We start from the raw sequence: 24,432 nt of genomic DNA on the forward strand, positions 1-24,432 counted from the left end.
ACAATTGTTTTTATAAGCTAAATCTCAGGTTGGCAGCAATTCTTCTGATCTGTGGGGTAGTACCCAGTTCCACATCCGATATTCTGTATTGCGACACTTTAAAAATCTTGGAAGAGTTTACAGAAAATGTTCCCTGCTTCATGCCTATTTTCTTTACCCAGTTAGCAGGCAGTATGTAGGCCAGGCTCAGGTTGTCCAGGCTTATAAAGGCACCTTTGGCGTAATACGCATCCGATCCGAAAAGCCCCCCGTTGCTCAGGGTGGAATACTTTGCATAAATGGCTTTATCGCCCGGCTGCTTCCAGTGCCTTTTGTCAATATCATTGTACAGCACCATGTTATTCATGACGCCATACCCAAGGTTGTTCAACTGATCAGCAACCAGTGAATTTTCGAAGCTGAATTGCGCATCCAGCGACAATACCCGCATAAAATCTACCCTGAAACCCCCACCCCCAAAATATTTAGGGTTGAGGTCAATGATCTTGTAATGATCATCCAACTTGGTGTCTGGGAAGTTGGTGCCAGTCATCCCCGCCGGTTGCAGGCCATCGCCGTTATGATCCTCAAACATGGGCGTACCATTCAGTGGGTTAATGCCGATATAGTGGGAGTAAGCCTTGGCCGTTACGGAGGTGCCTATCCGGTACATATCTTTATAAGGGGAGTCTTCCAGTCCCGGGAAAGCCACCAGCGTGTTCTGGTTCTTACTTACCTGGAAACGGGCGGTGATGCCCCAGGTATTGGTGTTCAGGATGGTGGCATCCAACATCAGTTCTACCCCTGCGTTACGGATTACAGCAGGCCAGTTGCCCGTTACGGAGGTAAAGCCGGTGAATGCCGGGGTGGTAATGTTGGTTAATTGGTTGCCATCGCGGTTGATGTAGTAGTTGGCTTCTACGTTCAACTGGCTGTTAAAAAATCCTATACGGGCACCTACTTCAAACTTACTGGCGCTGGACCAACTATATTTCTGGTTCACGGGCTGTACCAGGGTATAAATGGACTGATCGTCGTAGTCGGGCAGTTTATCCAGGGCTCCCGCCGGAATATTGGACCAGCGGCTCAGGTATTGGTAATCGCCTACATTGGCATTACCCATTACACCATAGGTAGATCTTAACTGGGCAAAGCTTAGCCAGTTCATGTTCGCTTGCTTAAACCATTTTTCATTTGATATCACCCAGGAAGCACCGGCCGATCCGAAGTTGCCAAAACGGGTACCGTCGCCAAAGCGGGACGAGCCATCGCGGCGGCCATTTAAATTAACGATGTATTTACTCTGCCAATCGAAAGATATGGTAGCCAGCATGGAGGCCATTTTCAACTGGGTATAGCTATTCATGGCCTGCACCAACTGTGCGTTGGCATAGCTCTTAATGAGATTATCGTTGGAGTAATTCATCCCAAATAACGTTTCCGCACTTTGGTCGGCATAACTATAATCGGCTGCCAGGGATGCAGAGATCTTAGCCCCCCCAAATAGCTTAATATAATTAATGTTAGGCCTTACCAGCACGCTCTTGCCGGTACCCGATCCATAGATCGCCATACTGATGGGATTTGTAATCGGATCTTTTCCTTCTTTGGGGTAATAGTTGCCGGATTTATTGGTAAAAAACTCGCCGCTAAGGTGTACGCCTACAGTCAGGTCTTTAATAATTTCGTAGGTAAAGCCTACGTTGGTCTGACTTTTAAGGGTTTGATTTTCGCCCCATTGTTTTATATTGCTGAAGGGATAACTGCTTCCATACGTAGTTCTGTAGGGCTCAAAATTATATTCCCCGTTGGCATCATACATGGAAGGTGCATTGGGGGGCAGGCTAAAAAAGTCTAACGTAGCAGCCGATTCATTGTTGCTATAGGTATTGTTGGTAGAAAGGTCCAGCGTTACCTTACCATTGGGGCTGCGGTGGTTAAAGGAGATGCCTACCGTTAAACGGTCGTTGCCCTTGCCCTGGTTGTACATTTCTGTAGTGGACGTATAGCCCACACTTACGCGGAAGGTATTGAGCAGCAACCCGCCTTCTGCCGTCATCTGCACATCATCCGACTGCTCGTTTTTGAAGAAGAGGCGTTGCCAGTCGGTATAGGCATGCTGGTCCCATACGGTGAGGTCGGGCGCATTATCCCGGGTAGGAGTAGCGGCGTCATTCATCATGGCTTCTTTTCTTACGGCCAGGTATTGATCGGTGTTCATTAAATGCATGTAACGCTGCACGCCGGAGAACACTTTGGAGTAGCTGGCATTAAACCGGGTAGGGCCTGGTTTGCCTTTTTTGGTGGTGATGATGATCACCCCATTGGCACCCCGGGAGCCATACAACGCCGTAGCATCCGCATCTTTCAGCACGTCTACGCTTTCTATGTCCAGGGGATTGATCATGTACAGCGGGCTTTCGGAAGTGGAATAGCCGCCCTGTACAGGTGTACTGCTTCCAAAAGGATTTACGGATAAGGTAGCAATGGGCAGTCCATCCACCACATACAGCGGATCGGTATACATGCCTTCGTTCAGCACGTTGCGGCCCCGCAGTTCTACTTTCCGGGCGGCTGCCGTATTAGCCGTTTGGCTGATATGGAGGCCAGGTACACGGCCTGCTATGGCATCCAGTACATTCACGACGGGTTGCCTTTCAATATCCCTGGCTTTCACCGTGGCGATATTGGCGGTACCGGTTCTTTTATTGGTGGTGCCTAATACCGTAACCTGTACTTCATCGAGTTTGTTTTCAGAAAGGGTCATCTCGATGTTATAGGCCCTGCTGGTAAGAATGGCTTCGTTGATGGTAAAAAAATGATCTACATAACCAATGAAGCTAATGCGCAACTGGTCGCCCAGCCGGATGGGCACCTGGGCCGATCCGGTACCGGCGGTGAGGTAGTTTTTTTTGTCGGTAAGGTTGCTAATGGTAGCGCTGCCCAAGGGGGCATAACCGGCGGCAAACACAAACACATTGATCAGCTCCTGTTTGGCCGGCAGCGAATCAACGGAAGAGATACCTACTGGCGGCGCAGGTTCTTTCCGGGAAATAAGAATGTTTTTGTCGATGATACGGTAGGTAAGCGACTGGTGCTCGAATACCTTGCTGAGAAAGGCTTCCAGGCCTAATCCCTGGGCGTTGATAGTAACGGGTTGTGCTACGGTTAATGCGGTAGCTTTGTACAGGAACACATAATCGGTTTGCGACTCTACGGCGGCAAACACTTTTTCCAGTGCTACGTTTTTACCGTTAAAACTGATGTTCTGCGAAAGGCCCCTGGCGGATACTTGCAACAAGGCGGCGGTAAGGAGAAGGATTGTTAGCTTCATGACTAACAGCGATTTGGTTGAGCTACGTTTCCATCCAAAGGGAACCCGTATGCAATAAAAGATAATTTGCATAGATTTGCAGATAGCCGCCTCCGTAAAAAGGGACGGTATGTTTAAGTGAACAAATAAGCAGTCCTTAACCTGATTGTGATTATTACATTACTTGAACCTCGCCGGGAGTGTCGCAAGCACTTCCGGTTTTTTTTAAAGCAACGTTTGTTACCTCCACTATTTTACATACAAAATATTCCCCTTTAACTCAAAATTTACATCCATCGTTTCCAACACTTGTAGTACATCCGACAAATTTGTATTGCGGTGCATTTTTCCTTTAAAAATTACATCCTCTGGTTTTCCAACATACTGTACTTCTATATTATACCATCTTTCCAGTTGGCGCATGACACTGTATAGATCCATGCCATCGAAATTAAATAGCCCGTTTTTCCAGGCAATGATTTTACCCGGATCCGGTGTGTCTGTGATGGTAAGGGTAGCTGCTTCCGTGGCAGCAGGTTTGCTTAAAACAGCCGTTTGTCCAGGCACCAGTACCTGTGGCTTTATGGCAGGCGTATGGCCCGGTTGTGGTGTTACTTTTACGGCACCAGTGAGCAAGGTAGTGCGAATGGTTTTTTCGTCGTTGTAGGTATTTACATTAAAGGAAGTACCCAATACTTCCAGTTTCATTTGATCGGATGTTACCACAAAGGGCTGCCAGCTTTTGTTGGCCACTTCAAAATAAAGCTCCCCGCTGATCTTCACCCGGCGTTCCGGTCCTTTGAAGGCCACCGGATATTGGATAGAAGATGCCGCATTTAACCACACTTCCGTACCATCGGGCAGCAGCAGGTGATATTGGCGACCCTTGGGCGTGGTAATGGTATTATAGGCCGCTCCGTCTGTTGCAGCGGAAGCATCATAAGTAAGTTGATGATTGTTCAGGGAAATTTGTGTGCCGTGCTGGGTGGCAATTTTTCCTTCCTGCAAACTATCCAACACGAGCTGAGAGCCATCTGCCAGGGTAAGGATGGCACCGTTTTTACCCGGCGGAATGTCGTGCTGGGCGTAGGTTTGGCCATAGCGGCCGGGTAACCCATGACGGGGAAGGAATATATAAGCAGCTACCCCCACGGCCAGTACCAGCACGGCGGCTGCCCATTTCCAGGCGTGCTGGCGCATCCGGAATACACGGGTGGCAGCCGGTTTGTTGGACAAAAAACGTTGCAGCGCCGCCGTTTCATCAAACCGGGCCATGGCGCGCACGTGCGCCTGCTGTAGGTCCGGGTTGTTCATTTCCAGCCATGCCTGGCGGTTTTCCTCGCTGGCCGCTATCCATGCATCCAGCGTTTCCTGCTCCTGGGCCGTAAGCAGGCCCTGTTGCGACCGGGAAATAAGTGCTGCAATGCTAAATGGATCGTTCGATGGAGACGCCATGTATCGTGTATTTATATTAATACAACACGACTACCCGATCGTACTAAACGAAGCGGAAAAAAATTATGGCTGCTGGGAAAATAATAAGAATAAGGAAAAAACGACGGTAGACAGGCGGGCTCTCAGGAGCTTCATGCCCCTGGTTTTCTGGTTTTTAACGGTTTGCAGGGATATAGAAAGCATTTCGGCAATCTGTTCGTTTTTTAGCCCGTCCATGTAACTCATGCGGACAATCTTCCCACATTGCTCGGGCAGGTTGCTGATCTCGCGGTAAATGCTGCGGAACACTTCCATGCGGATAACGTCCAGCGCTTCTGCAGACACCGCCTTCTCCTGCTCCTGGAGAAATTTTGCCTGCCGCTCCAGGCTATGCTGGGCCCCTTTCAGGAAGTTAAGGGCCGCATTACGGGTGGCTTTGTACAGGAAATCCTTTACATGCCGGAGGTCTTCGAAGGCATATGGCCGCTGCCATAATTTTTCAAAAACGTCCTGCACCATATCCTCCGCATGCCCCGGCTCGCCGATGATGGTTTCGGCGTAGTGGCATAGCGCGCTATAATACTCCTGGAAGATATAAGCATAGTGCAACGTATCGCCCGAAGATATTCCCTGCAAAAGCTGGTGCTCAGTAAAAGAAGATTTCTGCGACAAGTTAGCAGCCCGATTTTGATTGAAATGTAAAAATAATTAAAAAATCAAGCTATAAAAATGCAATTATCCGGCAGAACTTCGATTTTTGCAGGCAGGCAGGGCAGCCCATTCGCCGCAAAGCTGACACGTTCGGTCCATGCGCCCCCTGCCGGAAAAAATTAAAAAGAAAATCACAACATGCTGGATGCAGCGAAAACCGCTTTCTATATAAACCTGTTCAAAGGACTGGACCCCGCCGCGCTGCCTGGCCTCATCAGCGCCACCCGGCAACGGGTATTGGAACCCGGCGAAATCTTTATCCGCGAAGGGGAAAACAGCCCCCGGCTGGCCTACATTAACGAGGGCATGATCCGTTGTTATCATGTGAATGAGAAGGGCATTGAAACCACGGTACTACTGCGCTGGGAACAGCAGATCATTGCATCGTACGATAGTATTTTGTTGCAGCAGCCATCGCGGTTTACCTATCATGCCCTGGAAAAAACCTCCATCCTGGAAATCGACTATAACCTTATACAACAACTGCTGGCCAATAACCCGGCCTTTGAGCAGGCCCGCTATCAATTTGTGCTGGACATGCTGGCCCAGTCGCTGGAACGCATCGAATCTTTTGTGCTGCAAACGCCAGAAGAAAGATACCTGCAACTGATAGCAGATAAGCCCGACCTGCTGCAACGGGTGCCCGATAAACACCTGGCCACCCTGCTGGGCATTACCCCGGTATCGCTGAGCCGTATCCGGAAAAGAATTATTACCAAGCATACCCGTTAATTATCTTTTGTTAACCGCCCCGCCATTTTACCGTCCTACTTTTGTTTCGTAAAATAATTTGTATGGAACAACTGTCTAAGACCATCGCCGTTATATTCAGCATCACCCTGGTACGCTACCTCGTGCTGGCGGGTATCCCCTTTTTATTGTTCTACCTGCTGCTGGAAACCTCCACGAGCAAGTACAAAATCCAAAAAAGGAAGGCCGTTAAAAAAGACTTCTTCCGGGAAATCCTGCACTCTAGTTCTTCCAGCCTGGTATTTTCCATCATGGTAGGCATCCTGCTCTTTACCCCCCTTAAATCGCATACCCTGCTCTATACCGATGTGCAGGCCTACCCCCTGTGGTGGCTGCCGGCCAGCCTGGTACTGAGCCTGGTGATACACGACACTTATTTCTACTGGATGCACCGGCTGCTGCACCATAAAAGTATCTTCAAGTATACCCACCTGGTACACCACCAGTCGGTGAACCCCTCTCCCTGGACCTCCTACTCTTTTCACATTGTGGAGGCGGTAACGGAAGGCGCTATATTACCCATCCTGGCCTTTACGCTGCCCATGCAGGCGGACATGTTGATTATATTTACCGTGGTGAGCTTGATCATTAATGTGTATGGCCATCTTGGCTATGAGATAATGCCGAAGGGACTGCGCCAGTCTTATCTCTTCGAGGTGATCAATACTTCGGTGTACCACAATTTGCACCACAGTAAGTTTAAAGGCAATTACAGCTTGTATTTCCGCTGGTGGGATAAACTGATGAAAACGGAAAACCCCGATTATGTGAAGGAGTACGACCGCATACAGGAACAGCGGTTTGGGGAAGTGCGGGAAGTAGCTAAAGCGGCGTAAGAAAGGCGTTTCCCGGATGATGCGGGAAACGCCTGGTTGTTGGCCTTTAGCGTTTGCCTGCCGTTTCCGGTGAGAACGCAAGGAGGTTAAACATTTCCCGCATGCGGTGGCCGTAGATCTCCTGTATTTCGCCGGAATTAAGGTTGCTCGTTATGTGGGTACACATGTTGCGGCTGCGGAATAGATCGTAACGGCTCATCCGCCATTACCTGGCCACTGCACCGGCGCAGTGGCTGGCGCAAACAAGGTGGTGGCCAAGGGGCTGGCGGCATTGAACTCAAAGCCTTGTAGCAACTCCGCCTCGCCATCGATTACATTGCGCTGGCCACGGGTGCTGGTTACGTCGGCCTTGAGCACCTTCATCATTTCGCGGGTCAGGCGGGCGGTCATGCCACTGTCTTTTACCTGCTGTATACTACCGGCCAAGGCTATCCGCAATTGCTTACCGGCCTTGCCGGCCCGGCTAAATTCTGCCATGTTCTCCCGGGTGCGGGCATTCACCGGATCGTTGAGAATGCGATGATCACTTACGCCGGTCTTCATGCGGGCCATGTAGCCATTTTTCGATTTGTAAAAGGCCATGTTTCCTATGGTGCCTTCTACTGCTTGTTTTCCCATGTGATGATGTTTTTGAAGTGAAAAGAAATATGTATTTTCTGTACCGATATCGCAAAGCTATTCCTACCTGTTTTGCATACCCATTCACTTGTCCTTTATTTGCCATATTGTTATGATAAAACAGTTATCGAAACAACCACCCCGCAGATTGGTGATTTACCCGAAAGATGTAGTGCTGATTACCGGACGGACCCTGCGCACCGCATAACGCATCATGGCCCAGATTAAGGCCGCGTATGGGAAGGAAAAGCAGGATTATATTTCTGTGTCGGAGTTTTGTGGGTTTCCTGGGTTTGCGGAGGAGGATGTGATGGAGATGTTGATGTAGATTACTCCGTGTAGGGTATTGATACGGGAGGCTTTTTGAGGGGGATGGTGGTGCAGGATGGGCGTAGATGGGCTGGTGGGATTAATTATGGCATAGTTTGAAATTTCTACGCGCAGCAATGGCGAGTTCCAATTTAATTTAAAGGCAGACAACGGACAGGTGATACTTACCAGTGAAGGGTATATTGCAAAAAGCAGCTGTAAAAATGGGATTGAGTCTGTACGTAAAAACGCTCCGCTGGACGAACGTTATGAACGCAAGACTTCCACTAACGGGAAAGATTATTTTGTGCTAAAGGCTGCCAATGGAGAGGTGATCGGCACCAGCCACCTGTATGAAAGCGCACAAGGACGGGATACAGGTATTGTATCGGTGAAAAAAATGCACCTGGGGCGGATTTGGCGGAGTAAGCCGGTGGTGGAATTTAAAAAGTATGGGTGTAAAAACTAAAAAAGCCTTCAAACCCAATGCAGTTGAAGGCTTTTATTACCAGATTTTGAGCAGGTGGAAAGAGAAGTGAAAAGACATTTAAAAAAAATGAAATTATGATTTATTTGGAATGGAACGAATATATAGCAAAATTATTTTTCAAGCCTAAGAATGTAGATTGCGATGTTTTGTTCTACATCATTCCTATTAAGTATAGTTAGTAAATAATAAATACCTTAACTTAAGGGCAAAATACCTTATAAAGGCCATTACTACATCCCTACATGAAAGTTTTTCCTTATGATATTGTCTACAGTTGAACTCAACGGGTTTAGAAACTTTAAAAGTGCATTCGTTAATCTGAAAGATAAGTCTCTAATTATTGGTGCCAATGATGTCGGCAAAACCAATCTTATATGGGCGCTTAGACTACTCTTAGACAAAGGATTGTCCGAATATGATATTGAACCCAGAGATAGCGACTTTTACGCTTATGAAGAAACACACAATTTCAAGATAAAACTACGTTTTGAAAATGTTACTGACGAATGCGTTGTTTCAAAGCTGAAGGGGGTAATCAGTGATGATGCTAAACTTATACTGATGTATGAGGGTATCTGTGATCCCGTGACCAAATCAAAGTCCTATAAACTCTTTGCAGGCCCATCCGATGATGGACTTGAAGAAATACAGGAACGCTATTACCGTAAAGTGCTTAACCTACGATATATTAGCTGTAGACGAGACTTCCACACCTACATCAACAAGGAAAAGCATAATCTATTATACTTAGCAAAAGAGAATAGAACAGGAGAACAAGTAGCGGCTGACGACCAGCTTATCGGAGAAATATCAACAAGCCTTACTACGATTGATTCAAAAATACCACAGCTAACATTCGTTGCTAATGCGACAGATATCATTAACGCTGAACTTAAAAAACTGTCTCTACATCATAGCCGGCAAGATATCGTTTTTAATGCTGGGACTTCAGATATTGATAATTTTATTGACGATGTTTCTATTTCTTCAAAAAAAGACGGCAAGAGCCTTTTAATTGGGGGCGATGGTAGACTAAATCAAGTCTATTTATCACTTTGGGCAGCACGGAATGAAATTTCGGAAGCAAATATTCAAGAAGTTTCCCTGATTTGCATTGAGGAGCCAGAAGCTCACCTCCATCCCCATCAGCAACGCAAGTTATCAGAGTATCTTTCTTCTTCAATTCACTCGCAAGTTATCATCACTTCCCACTCGCCACAAATTGCCAGTGAATACTCGCCCAATTCAATAGTCAGACTTGTTGATAGAGGAGCAGGGACTTATGCAGCCTCGAACGGCTGCTCTGAGATTATAGAAAAAGCTTTTAATGATTTTGGCTATCGTATGAGTATCATTCCTGCTGAAGCATTTTTTGCCGATGCGGTTTTGCTCGTCGAAGGCCCATCTGAGGAATTGTTTTATAAAACGCTCTCACGCCAGCTTAACATCGATACAGATCGGCTTAATATCAGTATTTTAATGGTGGATGGAGTTGGATTTAAGACGTTTATTAAGATTTTAAAATCGTTAGAAATTAAATGGGTAGCCAGAACAGACCATGACACCTTTAAAATTCCCCAAAAAGAGAAATATCGATATGCTGGTGTGCAAAGATTAATAAGTTTCTATCGTGCAAATGGAATGGCTGATAATGTTCTCGATGACCTTCTTGCAACTCATGAAGCAAATCTGTCTGGCTTCAGCCTTCCAGCCCCACAATCTGCAAAAGATGCAGTAAATGTTTTAGTACCCGAGTTAATTAAACATAATTTGTACCTTTCTAATATCGACCTTGAAGATGATCTATATAATAGCCCAATTAAAACAGCTTTAGATGAGTTTCATTGCAATAATACCGATGAAGACGAGAAGGTTGTAGACGTTGTTGGTAGAATGAAAAAGAAAAAGGCTGTGTTCATGTATGAGTTTCTTAAACAGCATAAGGACAGCCTGAAGCAATTAGAAAATGAGCAAGTCGCCGTTCCCCTGAAGAGATGCGAGGAAATCGTCAAAGGATATCATGAAGCCAACAGAGCAACAGTCTGATATAATAGGTCACGGTGGAAACTCTGTGATTATTGCCGCGCCCGGCAGCGGCAAGACCTTTGTTATATCAGAAAAAATTAAACTGATATTCGATACCCTTGAAGAATATCAGGGTGTGATTGCTATTTCATACACGAATAAGGCATCAAATGAACTACAGTCGCGGTGCTTAACAAAAGGTATAAATCCCAAAAGCTCGTTTTTCGGCACGATTGACAGATTTTTTATTGGTGAAATCATAATACCATTTGGCAAACATATTTTTGGCCTTCCGAATAGGGAAATACAGATAATCAAGTCTGATCGCCTTCCTAAAGACGAGCAAAAAACTTTGGAGTGGCTACAGCGCAATTTGAAGTTAGACCACCTTAGCGCCGAGCAACTTGACATGCTTGTTTATTATTTCAGGAACGGCATTATATTAATCGAGTCGATAGGCTTACTTGCTAACTACGTTTTTAATAAGTCTATTGCTTGCAAAAAATATTTTCTCGCAAAGTACAAGTATATTTTCATTGATGAATATCAAGATTCGGGTGCTAACCAGCATGATATTTTTCTTGCGATAAATGCCTTGGGAATTGTCGGCGTTGCCGTAGGCGATCTTAATCAATCTATCTACGCTTTCTCAGGAAAGAGTTCTGTTTTTTTAGATAACTTATCCTCGAACCCTGACTTTCGCGTATTCAAATTAGATAAGAATCACCGCTGCCACCCTTCTATTATCAATTACACAAATTATTTGCTTGACCCGAGTACGGAATTGCTGCCCAGCGATACGAACCAAGTTTATTTTAAAAGAGTCGAAGGGGCTGAAGTTGAAATTACGAAGTATATTGATGGTGTTGTCACATCTATTAAAAGCAAATTCGAAATCTCAAAGAATAAGGACATTGCTGTTCTAGTTCGGGGGACAAGAACCCTCGACCTGATAGACAAAAATCTACAGACACCCCATAAAGTTTTTGTTACGACGGACTTGGATCTCAGTCTTAATGTCTGGTCTTCTTTGTTCGCGAGGCTGTTGTATTTTGCTTTTGATGCAAATGTCCGATTCATCGAAGTGATTGAAGAATTTAAACCCGCTGAAAAAATTGTCAGAAACGATATTAAAAGGCTGCTTGAACTAAAACGGGCTGCCATTGGAGAATTTGCGAAGGCCGCGCTCGACAAGCAGGCAGTTATTGATTGCTTCATTGCTATCGCAAAGATCATCGCACCAAATGCGGAGAATGAGGAATCTATCAGTTTATTAGATCAGGTTATTTCAGACGATGCTCTGCTCTCGACATTCAGGCCAGCGACAAGCGAAGAAATAACAGTAATGACCATACACAAGTCAAAAGGGCTAGAATTTGACTTTGTATTCCATCTCGACTTGTATGAGTATGTTTTACCGCAAAAAGGCCCCGGGCCGGACAAGGACTGGAATAATCCTATTTACACTAACTGGACGCAGGACATTAATTTGCATTACGTAGCCATTTCTCGTGCGCGTAAAGCATGTTTGCTTATCAACAGCACGAAAAGAACAAATAGTGGCGGCAAAATTATTGACGCGAGAGACTCTGAATTTCTTTCAAAAGATAACATTCAAGACATACGGTATAAAAATAAAAATACGTGATTTTTTGGATTTGAACTTACCAATTTATATATCTGAATGTTTTAAATTAAAATAAAGCTGTGTTGTGACGATGAATTAATTAACTATCCTACCTGTTTTTACAGGTATTTTTTTTGCTAACCGCTAAAATGGAATGCATACCTGCGATAATATTTCAGGGGGTCGTTTTAATTTTGGTTTAACAACGACGGAAGGAAATGCATAGGATTTGACCCAGTATATAATATAAAGATGTAACCCGAACGTTTTAACCCAAACATCATAATTTAGGTTCCTAGAGCAGTATTTAACGTTGGTTTTTATTTAATATTAATCCCTCTTTTCAAGAACATTGCTAGCAAAATACTTTGTTTGTGAGTCTTCACAGTCAATCACGGAAGAAAGTTCGATACAAGAGGATTTGTCTCTTCAACGTTAATAATCATGATTTTTTTAAAAAATATTTTTTCATCGATGAATAATAAGTCATTAACCTTGGCAACAGCGCTCTCTAGATATGAAACCGTTAACAACCTGGTTGAATCAGGTAGTCATTTATAGATTGCCGAGTCTGGAGGTAATTACTGCCGTTTTGATCTTTCTACCCAGGATACGTATATTTCTATAGTGCAAAACTTAAAATAAAATATTACCCCTATGAATAAAAAACTTCCATTCCTCGCGCTCGCATCTATTTGTGCATTAAGTGCTGCTTTCGCTAATGCTAAAAGGGCGGTGAAATATTATAAACAAGATACCCCCGGCATAAGTAATAACTGGCAATTGCTTACAACTACGTATGATCCGTCTAATTGTATATCGAGCAGTACGACTTATTGTGTATATACTGTTTCTACTACGGTTACTATACCCAATCTAGCATCAAGGGCACAGTTGATTGCAGTTGGTGGAACAGGGCATAATTTGGGGCTAAGGTATGTGGAGTAGCTTAAGAAGAGATTATTTTCTTCATTATATAATAAACGTTTGTAATATGTAGATAAGAAAAATAAACGCTTTGGCACTTGCATTCATATATTAATTGGGTGCAGCATACGCTAATTCAAAGCGCACGTTGCATAAATATTACCAACGAATAGCTGGGCCTTCAAATATTTTAGTCACCTTTGAAAACATGTTATTAAAACAATAATATGCTTTTTTCAAGTCTCACATTTTGCACTTACACAGTATCATCAATATTTGATTCGATCCCAGCTAAAAGTGTGCAATTAGTGGTTATTGGAACCATTGGTCATGGATTAGGATCAAAATAACTGCCAGATAAATTTTAAACAATATTGCTTAAATAAAAGAAAAAAATAACCAGCGCTTAGTTAGCCTTTTTATTATACACGTCCTCCTCCGAGCTGAAGTACCAGAAATAATTATTTGTTTTTATAAATTATGAGCACATTTTTAATTACAGCGATTTACTATTTGAAAGGGCTAGTATAGACAATTACACTGCTGTTATATTTCAATACGCTATTGGTAATTTTAGTTTAACAATGACAGGATATACAGATTAACCATCGCTTAAATGGAATAAACGCAGCAGATTTAAGAAGTTAAACCCACCACCCTAAAACATAAAGTAAATGCGAATCCAGTAAATTATTATTAACGCGTGTAATACAATGGTAATCTACTCTGGCTATTATTTTCTAAAAATATATTTATTAAAAACCCGAAAATGGAACTCAGTTATTTGCCGACGTTTGATAGCTATTTCATGTATATTGAACAGGCAGGAATTGATGTAAAGGAAGAGGGTGACTGGCTAATGTACGGTGAACCAAACTTGGTTTCCCAATGGGTACTATACTATTCACTTCATCCAAAATTTACAAAGCCATTTTTAGATGCATTCCTATCGTTTGCAAAAGAAAACAACCTCGTCTTTCGCTTAATAAAAAACGATTTACTGTGTTACAAGCTGCATAGTGGAAATCTTGGTTTTTCTGAGGTAGGAAAGTTCTTAACTGTTTTTTGCAAAAATATTGAAGAGCTCAAACAAGTGACCGTTTTTCTAAACAATTTGAACTTCAGGGTCGGACCGGCCGTTCCAGGCTCTTTGCGGATCGGATCTAACTTATATACCAACTACCTGACTATAAAAAGAAAAAATGGAGGCATATCTGCGGCTTACAGCTTGCCTAAATGGAAGCGATTTCCAATTGACGTTGCAGGTAGGCAACGGCCAAAACAAAGGCGTATATGGGGCAGGTATTATATTCCGGTCAAATTACTCCGCCCAGGACCAAAGGGGGATATCGTCTTGGCGTTGAGCCTTAAGAAATGGGCCTTCGATCCAGTTGTTATTAAGCAGGGACGCCATGGTGTTATAGAGGACCAACAGTTCAGGGATATAAGAGACCGGTTGAGATGGCAGGCAGAGGTTATACAAGACCTTTCTAGCAAAGTACCTACAGCTAAGTATTTGGATATTTTTGAACAGGACGGTAATGCTTTCTTAGTGTTAGAATACCTGAATGGCAAATACCTTCCTGAGGTCATCAATGAAATTCGCTCGGGAGAGCCCTGGCAGAACTTGCCAGCTATAAAAAAGATCCAGTTACTTGACCTCTATTTAAAATGCTTACGTATTGCCATTTCTATTCATGAGGCCGGGTATATACATAGGGATCTCCAGGATAACAATTTTCACGTCCATGGTAACAATGTTTTCATTCTTGATATGGAGTTATGTTGGTCCATGAAAACGAGGAAACCAAGTCCAGCATTTCCCCTCGGAACTTTTGGCTACGCGGCACCAGAGCAACTGCGCATGGAGATTCCCAATGGTACGGAAGATGCATACTCAATGGCTGCACTCTTAGAATTTGTAGTCGCTTTTGTACACCCTCATATTTTCTTTTCAGATGAAAAGAAAACTGTGGATGAAAAGTTGCAAGCTATGGAACTGCCAGCGGATATTGTAAGTACCATAGTTGTCGCCATTTATGAGCGGCCACGGTATAGACCACAGTTGCAAGAAATGGAACAAGTTGTTATAGCATATAGAAATGAATTGTTGACCTTTAAATAAATTCAATATGCCTTTCCGTGATTTTTTGAACAGTATCACACCAATTAAATGGTACGACTTTTTCATTGATGTGTTCCTACTACTATTTGTGTTACTTTTTGTGTATACAGCATCATCAAAATTATTCGAGTTCGATGCTTTTAAAAGATCCATCCATGCGCAACCCCTTGCAGGATGGTTAAAGGATACCATAATTTATTCGATACCCCCACTGGAACTAATTATAGCAGTTCTAATCATGTTTCCACGCACAAAGTTATGGGGGGTAATAGCATTTGCGACGATGATGATTCTCTTCACAGGTTATACAGCCTTAGTGACTGTTAATTATTACGCAAAGCAACCTTGCTCTTGTGGTGGTGTATTTCGATATCTAACCTGGAAGGAACATCTATTGCTTAACAGTGTTTTTCTTATAGCAGCTATCATTTCCGTAATAAAGTTGGGTAGGGAAAATAAAAATAAAACTTTCAAAGAAACGATTAGCTTTTCGTAACACATTACCGGTACAAAGTTTAGTAAATGTATTCTCTAACAGCTAAAGCAAAAGGTATGAAAAGGATTTCTGTTTTTTTGATAACTGCAATATTAGGGGTAATATCCGCTCGTGGAAATTATAGAGCACAGCAAAGAGATCATATATGGGTAGCTTATGATGGCGGATATAAGGAAATAGATATATATGATCCTGGAAACTGCATAATAGCCCCTGGTACATATTGCACTTATATAACAACAGTAAATTTTATTGAAAAACAAATGCCAGATTCGCTGTTTCACTATTATGATAGCATAGGTGTTTTTCAAGGTCAGAAAAAAGATTATATATACTCCGAATAATAATGTAATGGGCGTCCGATAGCCTGCAAACTTATTGCTCCTAACGAAAGATGTATTTCACCCACACAGTCTTCAAATTAGCTTGCGCAAGGTAATCTATAGTTAAATTTCAATTTTTCACTCTAAAAACAAAAAAACATGAACAAGGTTAAAATCTCTCTATTTGCCCTCGCTGCAGTAATGGCAGTAGGTTCAGCCTATGGCGGTGCAAAACGTGCAATTAAGTACTACGTCCAAGACGATCCCGGTTCAGGAAAAGTGTGGCGGGTCCTCACTACTCTATATGATCCAGGGCAATGTACTCTGGATAACGATACGTACTGCATTTATACGGTCGTTTCGACTGCGGTCCTTCCTACGAACCCCACTACTACCCAGCTGGTGACAGCAGGTGCTACACATCACATTTCTAACAAAGCATACGACTTATAATCGTTAGCTTAAAAAGATAACGGCGCCTCATATCATATGGCGCCGTTTTTCTATATGGCTGAGCGAACAATTTCAATAAAACGATTTGTTGTTTGAGGTCTCGACGGTATTGGCGGTTCTGAATAAAATATTCTTCCATCTTTTCCAATTAACATAAGTTGTGGAAACCCCCTAAAATTATAATACTTAATTAATGGATGCTCTTCCGCCATACCATTGGTATAAAGGTCAATACTTTTGCTTGCATATACTCCGCTTAGTACACTTTTTCTCCATTCATTTATGTCTTTATCTACTGAGATACTCACAAAGATCACATCCTTGGACGAGTCAAACACCTCATGAACTCTTTTCATAGCATTTGCTAGTTGTTTACAACCAGTGCATCCAGTAAACCAAAAATCTAATATTATTACCTTCCCTTTAAGTTTCTCTATGTAAAATGTCTGATTACTTGTGTCTTTTAGTGCATAATTTGGAACAGTTGCCCCTCTTCCAAATTTTGTTTTTATGTTATGAAGAATATTGTAACAATAATTATTTGAAGGTATTTCCTTTAGCGCAGCATCAAAATATTGATCGGTACTGTCTTTAACGATGAAATCAGTCAATGCGCAAACCAACAAAGCATATTTGGTTTGCCCGTCATAATCAGATAAAATGGATGAGAATATATATGAAAAATTAGTTCTATATATATCACCAGGTTGGGTGGGGTGAAACATCATATTTATATTTCTAAGCATTTTAAATACAAAGTCATAATAATATGGTGAATTTGTTATCAAGGTGCTATCATTCAAGCCTTCAAGGAAATGAGAGCTGTATTTAAAAAACGATGGTTTTATAACTTTCTCTATTGTATCATTATTGAGTGTTAGTAGCATTTTATTAATACATCTATTATATTCGTAATTTTCTTTGCATTTGAGGTCAAATTCAATTTGTTTTGTTACTCGAGCGGGTAATCGATTGCTTAATTGATGAAGTATTTCCATTCTTTTTAGAAAGGCTGTATTATAGGCATTATACACATAATCCATCATTTCCTCGCTCATACCGTCAAATGGTTGACTAAGTATAGGCTGTATTTTGGCGATTTTATTTGAAAAAAAATACCTTTCGGAATCTTTGCCTGTGAATATAAAATCCGTAGAATCAATTTTTAAATCGATGTTGTCTCCGGGGGATGCAACAAATATCTCTTTTGACAATTGATAGTAATTACTGTATTTACTATAATCTATTTTAATTTTTATAAATGCCGTGTTATTAAATTTTGGACTTGAGTAGTCGAATCTTCTACCATTCACAATAATTTTTTTTAAAATGCAATTTTTCCCTGTTAAATCAAAGAAATAATGGTTATAAAATTCAATGGTTAATGTCCCTATGTCCGGCGCATTGGGGCTTAAACTGCCATGAATGGTTAAGCGGCTATTGTTTGCATTTGCTAATGTATTACTAAATAGTGCTAAATTGAATATTATTAGCAGGACTACATTTTCTTTTCTAAACATGGTTTATATTTTAATTTTAGTCGAATCTTTCATTCTGCGTCACCTTATTACTTAAGTCAATTTCATCTTGCGGTATTGGCATAACATATTTTGAAGAATTTGGTTTTAGTATATACGTTTTACCTTCAATATTCCTGCTTAGCGTTATATTTTCACCCTCTTCATTTAGTCGTTTTATGTCTGCCCACCGAGTTGATCTCCATACTAATTCCTTTTTCCTTTCGGAATAGATAATCGACAATAATTGTGTCTTATCGGTGTACTGAATATTTGTATATGTTCCAGATTTGTACCTAGTTATTAAAAGATCATTTATAATTTTCGAAGCAACTTCCAATTCTCCTGACCTGGCAAGGCATTCGGCTTTAATAAGATAAATTTCATCAACAGCAAGGCCTGAAAAGGGATAACCAGTTGTAGTACCATTGTAGCCTCTTTTTACCGTATAATAGGTCTCATTTTCAATTTTAGTTGTTCTAAAAAATATTTTTTTACGTAGGTCATCGTCACTGTAGGATCGAATAATGTTAGTGTCAATTTTTGCAGTAGCCGAATTCCCAACATAGGTTTTGCTATAATCGAAAACCTGTGTCGTTCTTAGTATAACTTCATCGTTTAGCATTGGAAACGGAGAAGTGGATGATGTGCTTATCGTATTGTAATCTATCAGTTTATTGTATAGATTTAGGGTACTATCCGCGAAGGAATTTGCTTTTTCATAATCATGAATGTTTAAATAAATTCTTGACAAAAGTGCGTAAGCAGCTATTTTACTACCTCTATTCCTGTTTAATACTGGAAAGGTGTTATTGAATAATTGACATGAATAATTTATATCCGCGAATATTTGGTCGTAAGTTTCCTTAAGTGATGATCGCGCTTGTATTTCGTCGATGTTTGGTGTTAATTTTAAGGGGAGCCCTGGAGATTGATAGTTTTCAGAAGTATATGATTTGGCGAATGTTTGAACAAGAGCATAATAGTTCCAGGCACGCACAAAATATGCTTGAGCTCTTATTTGTTTACCTTCTTGTGATTGTTGGGATGATTGCTCCAATTGGTTAATTCCGTAAATAACCTCGTTGGCGTAAAAAATCGATTGATACGGCGTGTTCCAGTCAAGTCTGTTAATTTCACCTCCAAAAATATCCGTTGCCCAAATAAAGCTGTTTTTTTCCGTCACAGTGGACAATGAATTATATTCATTTAAAGTTGGAATAAAATATTCGTCACCTGATAAAGTTGGTAGTGCGGGTGTTTGATTTAAAAATGTCGTATTATCCAGCAGTGCTTGAAAATCTTGCAAAGTGCTTGGTATTACTAGGCTGCTACTTGGTTTTTTGTCAAGAAACTTATCTTTGTTGCAGTTGCAAAAAGTTGCCAGGATTGCACCACAAATAAATATGTAACCTATTTTATTCATATGACACTTATTGAATAATTAGAAAATACATTTCAGGCCAAGAGAATATGCTATTGGGGTTTTCAGCGAATAGCCGCCTGATGAAAAATCTGGGTCTATGTGTTGCTTATTTGCCGTATATAACAAAAAGTTGATATTGTTAATATAAATGTAAGCCTGGAGAGTTGGAAGCCCTCTTTTTAAAGGGACTGTATAACTAGCTTGAACATCTTTAAGACGGATATTATCTCCCCGCTCAACTAATTTATCTGAACCTCTAAAAAAAACATTTCTATTACCATCTATCGGATACAAGAGAGATGGTACAATCGTACGTTCTTCATCACTTGGTTTGCGCCACGCCTTATCAAAATCTGCTTGAAGTGATGAGCTGCCAAGCGTGTAAGAACCACGCCGGAAAAAATACCCCCCCTGGTACGCAAGGTTGAACGACAACTCAAGGGCATGATAAGTCAATGTATTGATTAGCGATCCGTAGGTTGTAGGCGTTGCTGAGCCATTATAAATGAGTTCATTAATATCTGTAGAATTGAGTATCGCAGCGTAGTCTTCCGTCAACTTACCCGATAGGTATCCTTGTGGATTACCAGCATTGTCAAGCATCCCAGACCGGTAACTAAGTATAGCAGAGTAAGGTTTACCCTGAATTGGGTTTTCATAATTCTGAGTGACGTAATACTGATTTGCGCCTTGGTTTGCGTGGTTGATTAGGATTTTGTCTTTGAGATAACTCAAAAGTAAGGTTGAACTCCAACTTAATTTTCCAGTTGTTATAACAGCTGTAATGTTCAGATCAATTCCTTTTGTTAACACGCTCGAATAATTTCCCGTATATTGAACGAATCCTGTTTGCGGTGCCACCGGGCTCTGGCCGATAAGATCCGTTCCTTTTTTGCTAAACATTTCAATACCTGCTGACAGGCGATTGTTTGTTGTGGTGAGTTGAAGTCCAATATTTTTAATATTCACTTTTTCCCATTTTAGGGACGGGTTGGGTGGATTTTGTATCTCTTCATAAGGAGTTCGAAAGATATTTAAAGTATTTGCATCATATACTCTAGCGGTCGTTAAGGCACTCAGCGATTTAAAAATGTTTCCGTTATAACCATCCGTCAACTTTATTTTTACTCTGGGAAAGTTATGAATGTCTTTAAAGATATTTTCCTTTGATAGCTCCCATGAAAAGCCGACTGACCAAAGTGGTACACCCTTTTGGTTTGCTTTTACACCGAAGAGATTGGATTCATCTTTTCTCGCACTTGCAAAAAGAGTATATTTATTGTTGTACGAGTAAGACGCATTACCATAATAGGAGACGACATTGTCGATGGTATAACTTGAGGTAGGTCCGCCAGGAATGTTAACCGTACTACCTGAAACAAACGTAGGGAATTGTGTCGCATAGTCAACATTGACAGTGGATGCTGTTTCTGGGTTATAGCCGTACAATGTATAGGTATTTCCCTGGGAATGAAAGTTACGAACTTCAATACCAGCAATGGCACTGATAAAGTTTTTACCTTTTAATTTGTTATAATTTAACTGTCCGCGAGTATAATTAACGGCGTAGCTATTTAAAATGTAACTAACAATATTCCCTAGGGGTACAGGCCTAACAACAGTACCGGAAGCATAATCAACCTGAGAGAATGAATTTATCAGGTTACGGGCTGTATAGGTAGATGTGTCAAGGTTCACAACATTTTCAGATGTACCACTTGTGTATTGATAATTAACGGATGCATTTAAATCTCGTGTGATCTTATAAGTTGCTGTTAAATTAATTTTGTATTCCGATGATTTCGTTGCATTGTTACGGTTATGCAGTTCATCGAGTGGCACGTAATTCCAGTTTAGCAGGTATCCTTGCCCTGCCGTGTCTATGAATGATTTCCGATAGTCTACATAAACAGGTATGTTATTACCTGATGCGTCTTTCAATGATTCATATGGGTAGGCTGGAGAGTAACCGCCGCCATTCTGGTAAGATTGGGTTTTATTATAAAAAATGTCGCTTGCTATGTTGAGCTTTTTATTAAAGAAGTCGAATCCGTTGCGGGCATTTAGGGTTATACGGTTGTTTTTATTAGGCACTATTGAAGCAATGTCTTTATCATACCCCACTGAGTAATAATATTGAGAATTTTCAGCACCTCCATTTATATTGATGTTGTATTGTTGATGCACTGCGGTAGTGTAAAAGTATTTTGAAAGCTCGTTACGGATGTCTGTTTTAGCTAGTTGTCCGAGAATGTCCGCAGAATCTTTCGCTGATATAAGACCCTGCTCTCTTTTTTCCAAAATGTCCACTACTGGCGATTCGATAGCCGTGGGATTGAATTGTAAATTTCCGCTATAGTAGCCGTTTGAATAAAGGAATTTTTCTACATCAATGTATTGCGCAGATGACAGCTGCGGTATACTCCAAAGGTTTGGCTTTGGAGAAAGCGTGATATTAGAATTAAAGGTTACTCTCGGTGCCTGATTATTATTCCCTTTTTTTGTTGTAATAACGATAACGCCATTACCAGCACGCACGCCCCATATAGAGGCGGCGGCAGCGTCCTTTAGGATGGAAATAGATTCAATATCGTTCGGATTAATATTATTTACATCACCGTCATAAGGAAAATTATCCAGGACGATCAAAGGTGTGGTGTTTGCGAATATGGTGGAGCGACCTCGTATACTTATGGCAGGGTCGTTACCAACGGGGTTGGTATTGAAGTATACCCCGCTTGCGACGCCATTGAGGCGACTCAATACATCGGAACTTACCGACCGGTTTAACAATTTATTGTCGATAAAATCAAAAGATCCAGTAGCACGTTCTTTTGCTATTTTCTGGTAACCGGTGGAAATCTCTATGCCATTAAGTTCACCAATTGCGGGAGATAAGGGGATGGTAAGGTTGGTATTTGATAAAAAAACCTTAAAAATACGCTTTGTAAAGCCAGTAAAACTGACTTCAATATTGCTATTTACCGGGACATTTTTGAGAAGGAAGGCACCACTTTCATCTGTTGAAGTACCTCTTTTCGTTCCTTGAAGGATAACAGTAGCGCCAGGCAAAGGAGTTCCTTTATCGTCCGTTACAATACCGGTAGCGCTTACTGTTGCTGAAGTGTTTCCCTCCTGTATGGTGGAACTAGTATTTGAGCCTTCCCGTTTACCATCCCCCCCCTGCTTCCTAGCCACAATAAAAATCTTATTTCCACTAATTTTATAATCATACTCCTCCCCCAATAACCGATGCAACACCTGTTCCGTAATAGGCCCTTTATAACTCACCGAAGCCAGCGCTTTGTCATCAACAATCTCATTATTATACTGAAATTCGTACCCCGTTTGTTTTGCAATCACATCCATCAAAGCTTTCTTCGACAAATTTTTATATTGCAAATTCACCAACTTTCCCCCAGCGGCTGTTTGCCCATCAGCAGACAACCAGGTTGATAGGGTTACTACAGTAATAAATAACATGGCAGCGCGCCGGTACAGTCGGTAAAATTTCTTCATAGACCCACTTTTGTAATTTAAATGAATGAAAAAAGATGACTTGCACTAGCCAGGAAGCCGTCTGGCTCCTGGCCCTACCTTCCTCAAAATTTTTCATAGGCAAAGGAATAGCGATAGCCGCCTGGAGAGCAGTGTATGCACATTAAAATAGCAATAGCAATAAATGGAACGTGAGATGAATAAGACAACCACTTACACAACTGATTAGTAAATGCTTGTGTAAGGCTTTCATTTAAAAATAATAGCACTAGAAAATAGGCAACATTGCCGGTAGCGATCCATTACTACCTATGTGCCACCCTATTATCCCTTTCAGGAAATCACCCATCTGAAAAAAACACTTAATCCGCAAGCGAAAAAACTGGGAGGTTTATCCGCATGAAGGCGGTTCCGGGATCTCCACCCCAGCCACCCAATTACTAATAAATACCTTGTTTGAAAAATCCAGCCACCAAACGACCGGAGACGCATACCGCAAGCACATTGTCTACGCAGCTATCCTCCAAAGACAGCGGCTTACGAATTGACTTATTTGCTGAACCATGAATGAGAGAACTGGCCCCTTGCAGAAAGACAACGCTACATGCTACAGGCATAGCACCGCGAACGATAACACTTTTCCCAAACATGACAATCTTTGCATTTAATAATTCAGTACCCCTTCATAAATGTTGTGTCTCTAAATGGCAACGAAGGACTGACGTGATACGAATATATTTCAAACAAGTAAAATAACAGATCGGCTACGGCAATAGCATTCCATGACTACTACTATACTATACGCCCCAACCAAAAAATAGTAACATCCAAAAACAAAAAAAAAGCTATTTCCCCTCCGATTTAGACATTTTCAAATTAAACCCCCTTTTTTAATATATTTATCAACAACATCCCCCTCCACCGCTTCACAAAAAGTTAACATTTCCATCCCAACTTCCTATTATATTTGTCTAAGCATGCGTGTTGAACATGAATGAACAAGATAGCATACAGCAACTAAAAGCAGGAAATGCCACCGCATTTGCCCATATATATGAGCAGCACCGTACCCATGTATTTGCGTACGCCATGCACCTGTTAAAAAATCATGAGATGGCGGAGGACATCACCCAGGAGGTTTTCATGAAATTATGGAACGACCGGGCCAGCCTGCGCCCGGATACGGAGCATCTGGGCCCTCTCCTGTCTGTTATGACCAAACACCGGTGTTTCGACGAGTTCCGGAAAACGGAGCGCCTTACCGCCGGCAGTAAGCACTATGCCTACCACAAGCAATATGCACAAGCAACCATACCGGTAGAAGACAAGGAAATGGGCCATATCATTGCCACAGCGGTGGCGCAGCTGTCTCCCGTAGACCGGAAAGCATTTACCTTATCCTACCTGGAAGATAAATCCAACCGGGAAGTGGCCCAGGCGTTGGGCATAGAATACGGCTCCGCCAAGAACCGTGTGAGCAAGGCCCGGCAGGCGGCGAAAGCCATTATCCTCACCATTGTGGGAAAGGGGAATGACCTTTTACGGTAATGATCGTATTAATAATAGTAATTCATT

Annotated in this window: 18 protein-coding genes; 10 read left to right on the plus strand and 8 right to left on the minus strand. The window is 41.8% G+C overall.

Annotated elements, in window-relative coordinates; all coding sequences use genetic code 11:
* Positions 1–10: 10 nt before the first annotated feature.
* The 3 genes from GA0116948_RS00175 to GA0116948_RS00185 all read right to left on the minus strand — a co-directional run bounded on the left by GA0116948_RS00175 (position 11) and on the right by GA0116948_RS00185 (position 5,398).
* On the minus strand, positions 11–3,313 hold the full coding sequence (locus tag GA0116948_RS00175) for a SusC/RagA family TonB-linked outer membrane protein (RefSeq protein WP_165798300.1): 3,303 nt from the start codon (positions 3,311–3,313) through the stop codon (positions 11–13).
* A gap of 228 nt (positions 3,314–3,541) precedes the next feature.
* A complete protein-coding gene (locus tag GA0116948_RS00180) occupies positions 3,542–4,747 on the minus strand; it encodes a FecR family protein (RefSeq protein ID WP_089707797.1) in 1,206 nt (401 codons plus the stop codon).
* Between the two features lie 63 nt (positions 4,748–4,810).
* Positions 4,811–5,398 (minus strand): RNA polymerase sigma factor, encoded by a 588-nt coding sequence (locus GA0116948_RS00185; RefSeq protein ID WP_089707799.1) that lies wholly within the window; start codon positions 5,396–5,398, stop codon positions 4,811–4,813.
* A gap of 177 nt (positions 5,399–5,575) precedes the next feature.
* On the opposite strand from GA0116948_RS00185, the gene GA0116948_RS00190 reads away from it, so the two are divergent.
* Both GA0116948_RS00190 and GA0116948_RS00195 read left to right on the plus strand, forming a co-directional pair.
* The gene (locus GA0116948_RS00190) at positions 5,576–6,169 is read left to right on the plus strand and encodes a Crp/Fnr family transcriptional regulator (protein WP_089707801.1); all 594 of its coding nucleotides are present in this window, start codon (positions 5,576–5,578) and stop codon (positions 6,167–6,169) included.
* A 62-nt stretch (positions 6,170–6,231) separates the two neighbouring features.
* Positions 6,232–7,023, plus strand: a complete 792-nt coding sequence (locus tag GA0116948_RS00195) for a sterol desaturase family protein (protein WP_089707803.1) — start codon at positions 6,232–6,234, stop codon at positions 7,021–7,023.
* Between the two features lie 46 nt (positions 7,024–7,069).
* Here GA0116948_RS00195 and GA0116948_RS21165 read toward each other — a convergent pair whose 3' ends face one another.
* On the minus strand, positions 7,070–7,222 hold the full coding sequence (locus tag GA0116948_RS21165) for a hypothetical protein (protein ID WP_165798301.1): 153 nt from the start codon (positions 7,220–7,222) through the stop codon (positions 7,070–7,072).
* On the minus strand, positions 7,219–7,641 hold the full coding sequence (locus GA0116948_RS00200) for a hypothetical protein (RefSeq protein WP_089707805.1): 423 nt from the start codon (positions 7,639–7,641) through the stop codon (positions 7,219–7,221). Before GA0116948_RS00200 ends, GA0116948_RS21165 begins: the two co-directional genes overlap by 4 nt.
* A gap of 430 nt (positions 7,642–8,071) precedes the next feature.
* Between GA0116948_RS00200 and GA0116948_RS00205 the strand changes: the two genes are divergently transcribed.
* The 7 genes from GA0116948_RS00205 (at position 8,072) to GA0116948_RS00235 (ending at position 16,416) form a co-directional block, all read left to right on the plus strand.
* Positions 8,072–8,419, plus strand: a complete 348-nt coding sequence (locus GA0116948_RS00205; RefSeq protein ID WP_394336941.1) for a YegP family protein — start codon at positions 8,072–8,074, stop codon at positions 8,417–8,419.
* A gap of 279 nt (positions 8,420–8,698) precedes the next feature.
* Positions 8,699–10,486 (plus strand): ATP-dependent nuclease, encoded by a 1,788-nt coding sequence (locus GA0116948_RS00210; protein WP_089707807.1) that lies wholly within the window; start codon positions 8,699–8,701, stop codon positions 10,484–10,486.
* Entirely contained in the window at positions 10,461–12,113 is a 1,653-nt protein-coding gene (locus tag GA0116948_RS00215) for a UvrD-helicase domain-containing protein (protein ID WP_089707810.1), read from the plus strand. The genes GA0116948_RS00210 and GA0116948_RS00215 overlap by 26 nt, the downstream gene beginning before the upstream one ends.
* A gap of 1,675 nt (positions 12,114–13,788) precedes the next feature.
* Positions 13,789–15,144, plus strand: a complete 1,356-nt coding sequence (locus tag GA0116948_RS00220) for a protein kinase domain-containing protein (RefSeq protein WP_089707812.1) — start codon at positions 13,789–13,791, stop codon at positions 15,142–15,144.
* A 7-nt stretch (positions 15,145–15,151) separates the two neighbouring features.
* Entirely contained in the window at positions 15,152–15,640 is a 489-nt protein-coding gene (locus tag GA0116948_RS21740; RefSeq protein ID WP_089707814.1) for a MauE/DoxX family redox-associated membrane protein, read from the plus strand.
* A gap of 56 nt (positions 15,641–15,696) precedes the next feature.
* On the plus strand, positions 15,697–15,984 hold the full coding sequence (locus GA0116948_RS00230) for a hypothetical protein (protein ID WP_123891661.1): 288 nt from the start codon (positions 15,697–15,699) through the stop codon (positions 15,982–15,984).
* Between the two features lie 138 nt (positions 15,985–16,122).
* A complete protein-coding gene (locus GA0116948_RS00235; protein WP_089707819.1) occupies positions 16,123–16,416 on the plus strand; it encodes a hypothetical protein in 294 nt (97 codons plus the stop codon).
* Positions 16,417–16,466: 50 nt separating this feature from the next.
* On the opposite strand, the gene GA0116948_RS00240 is transcribed toward GA0116948_RS00235, so the two are convergent.
* From GA0116948_RS00240 to GA0116948_RS00250, 3 genes are read right to left on the minus strand one after another with little or no spacing between them, the layout of a single operon-like run.
* A complete protein-coding gene (locus tag GA0116948_RS00240; protein ID WP_089707822.1) occupies positions 16,467–17,936 on the minus strand; it encodes a TlpA family protein disulfide reductase in 1,470 nt (489 codons plus the stop codon).
* Positions 17,937–17,952: 16 nt separating this feature from the next.
* Positions 17,953–19,359: a RagB/SusD family nutrient uptake outer membrane protein gene (locus GA0116948_RS00245; RefSeq protein WP_089707824.1), complete on the minus strand. Its 1,407-nt coding sequence runs from the start codon at positions 19,357–19,359 to the stop codon at positions 17,953–17,955.
* Between the two features lie 18 nt (positions 19,360–19,377).
* Positions 19,378–22,878 carry a SusC/RagA family TonB-linked outer membrane protein gene (locus tag GA0116948_RS00250; RefSeq protein WP_089707826.1) on the minus strand — a complete coding sequence of 1,167 codons (3,501 nt, stop codon included), beginning with the start codon at positions 22,876–22,878 and terminating at the stop codon, positions 19,378–19,380.
* 969 nt (positions 22,879–23,847) lie between these two features.
* Here GA0116948_RS00250 and GA0116948_RS00255 point away from each other — a divergent pair.
* Positions 23,848–24,405, plus strand: coding sequence for an RNA polymerase sigma factor (locus GA0116948_RS00255; protein ID WP_089707828.1), 558 nt, complete (start codon positions 23,848–23,850; stop codon positions 24,403–24,405).
* Positions 24,406–24,432 lie beyond the last annotated feature (27 nt).

The sequence above is a fragment of the Chitinophaga costaii genome (genome assembly GCF_900094705.1).
In the GTDB taxonomy this organism is placed as follows: Bacteria; Bacteroidota; Bacteroidia; order Chitinophagales; family Chitinophagaceae; genus Chitinophaga; species Chitinophaga costaii.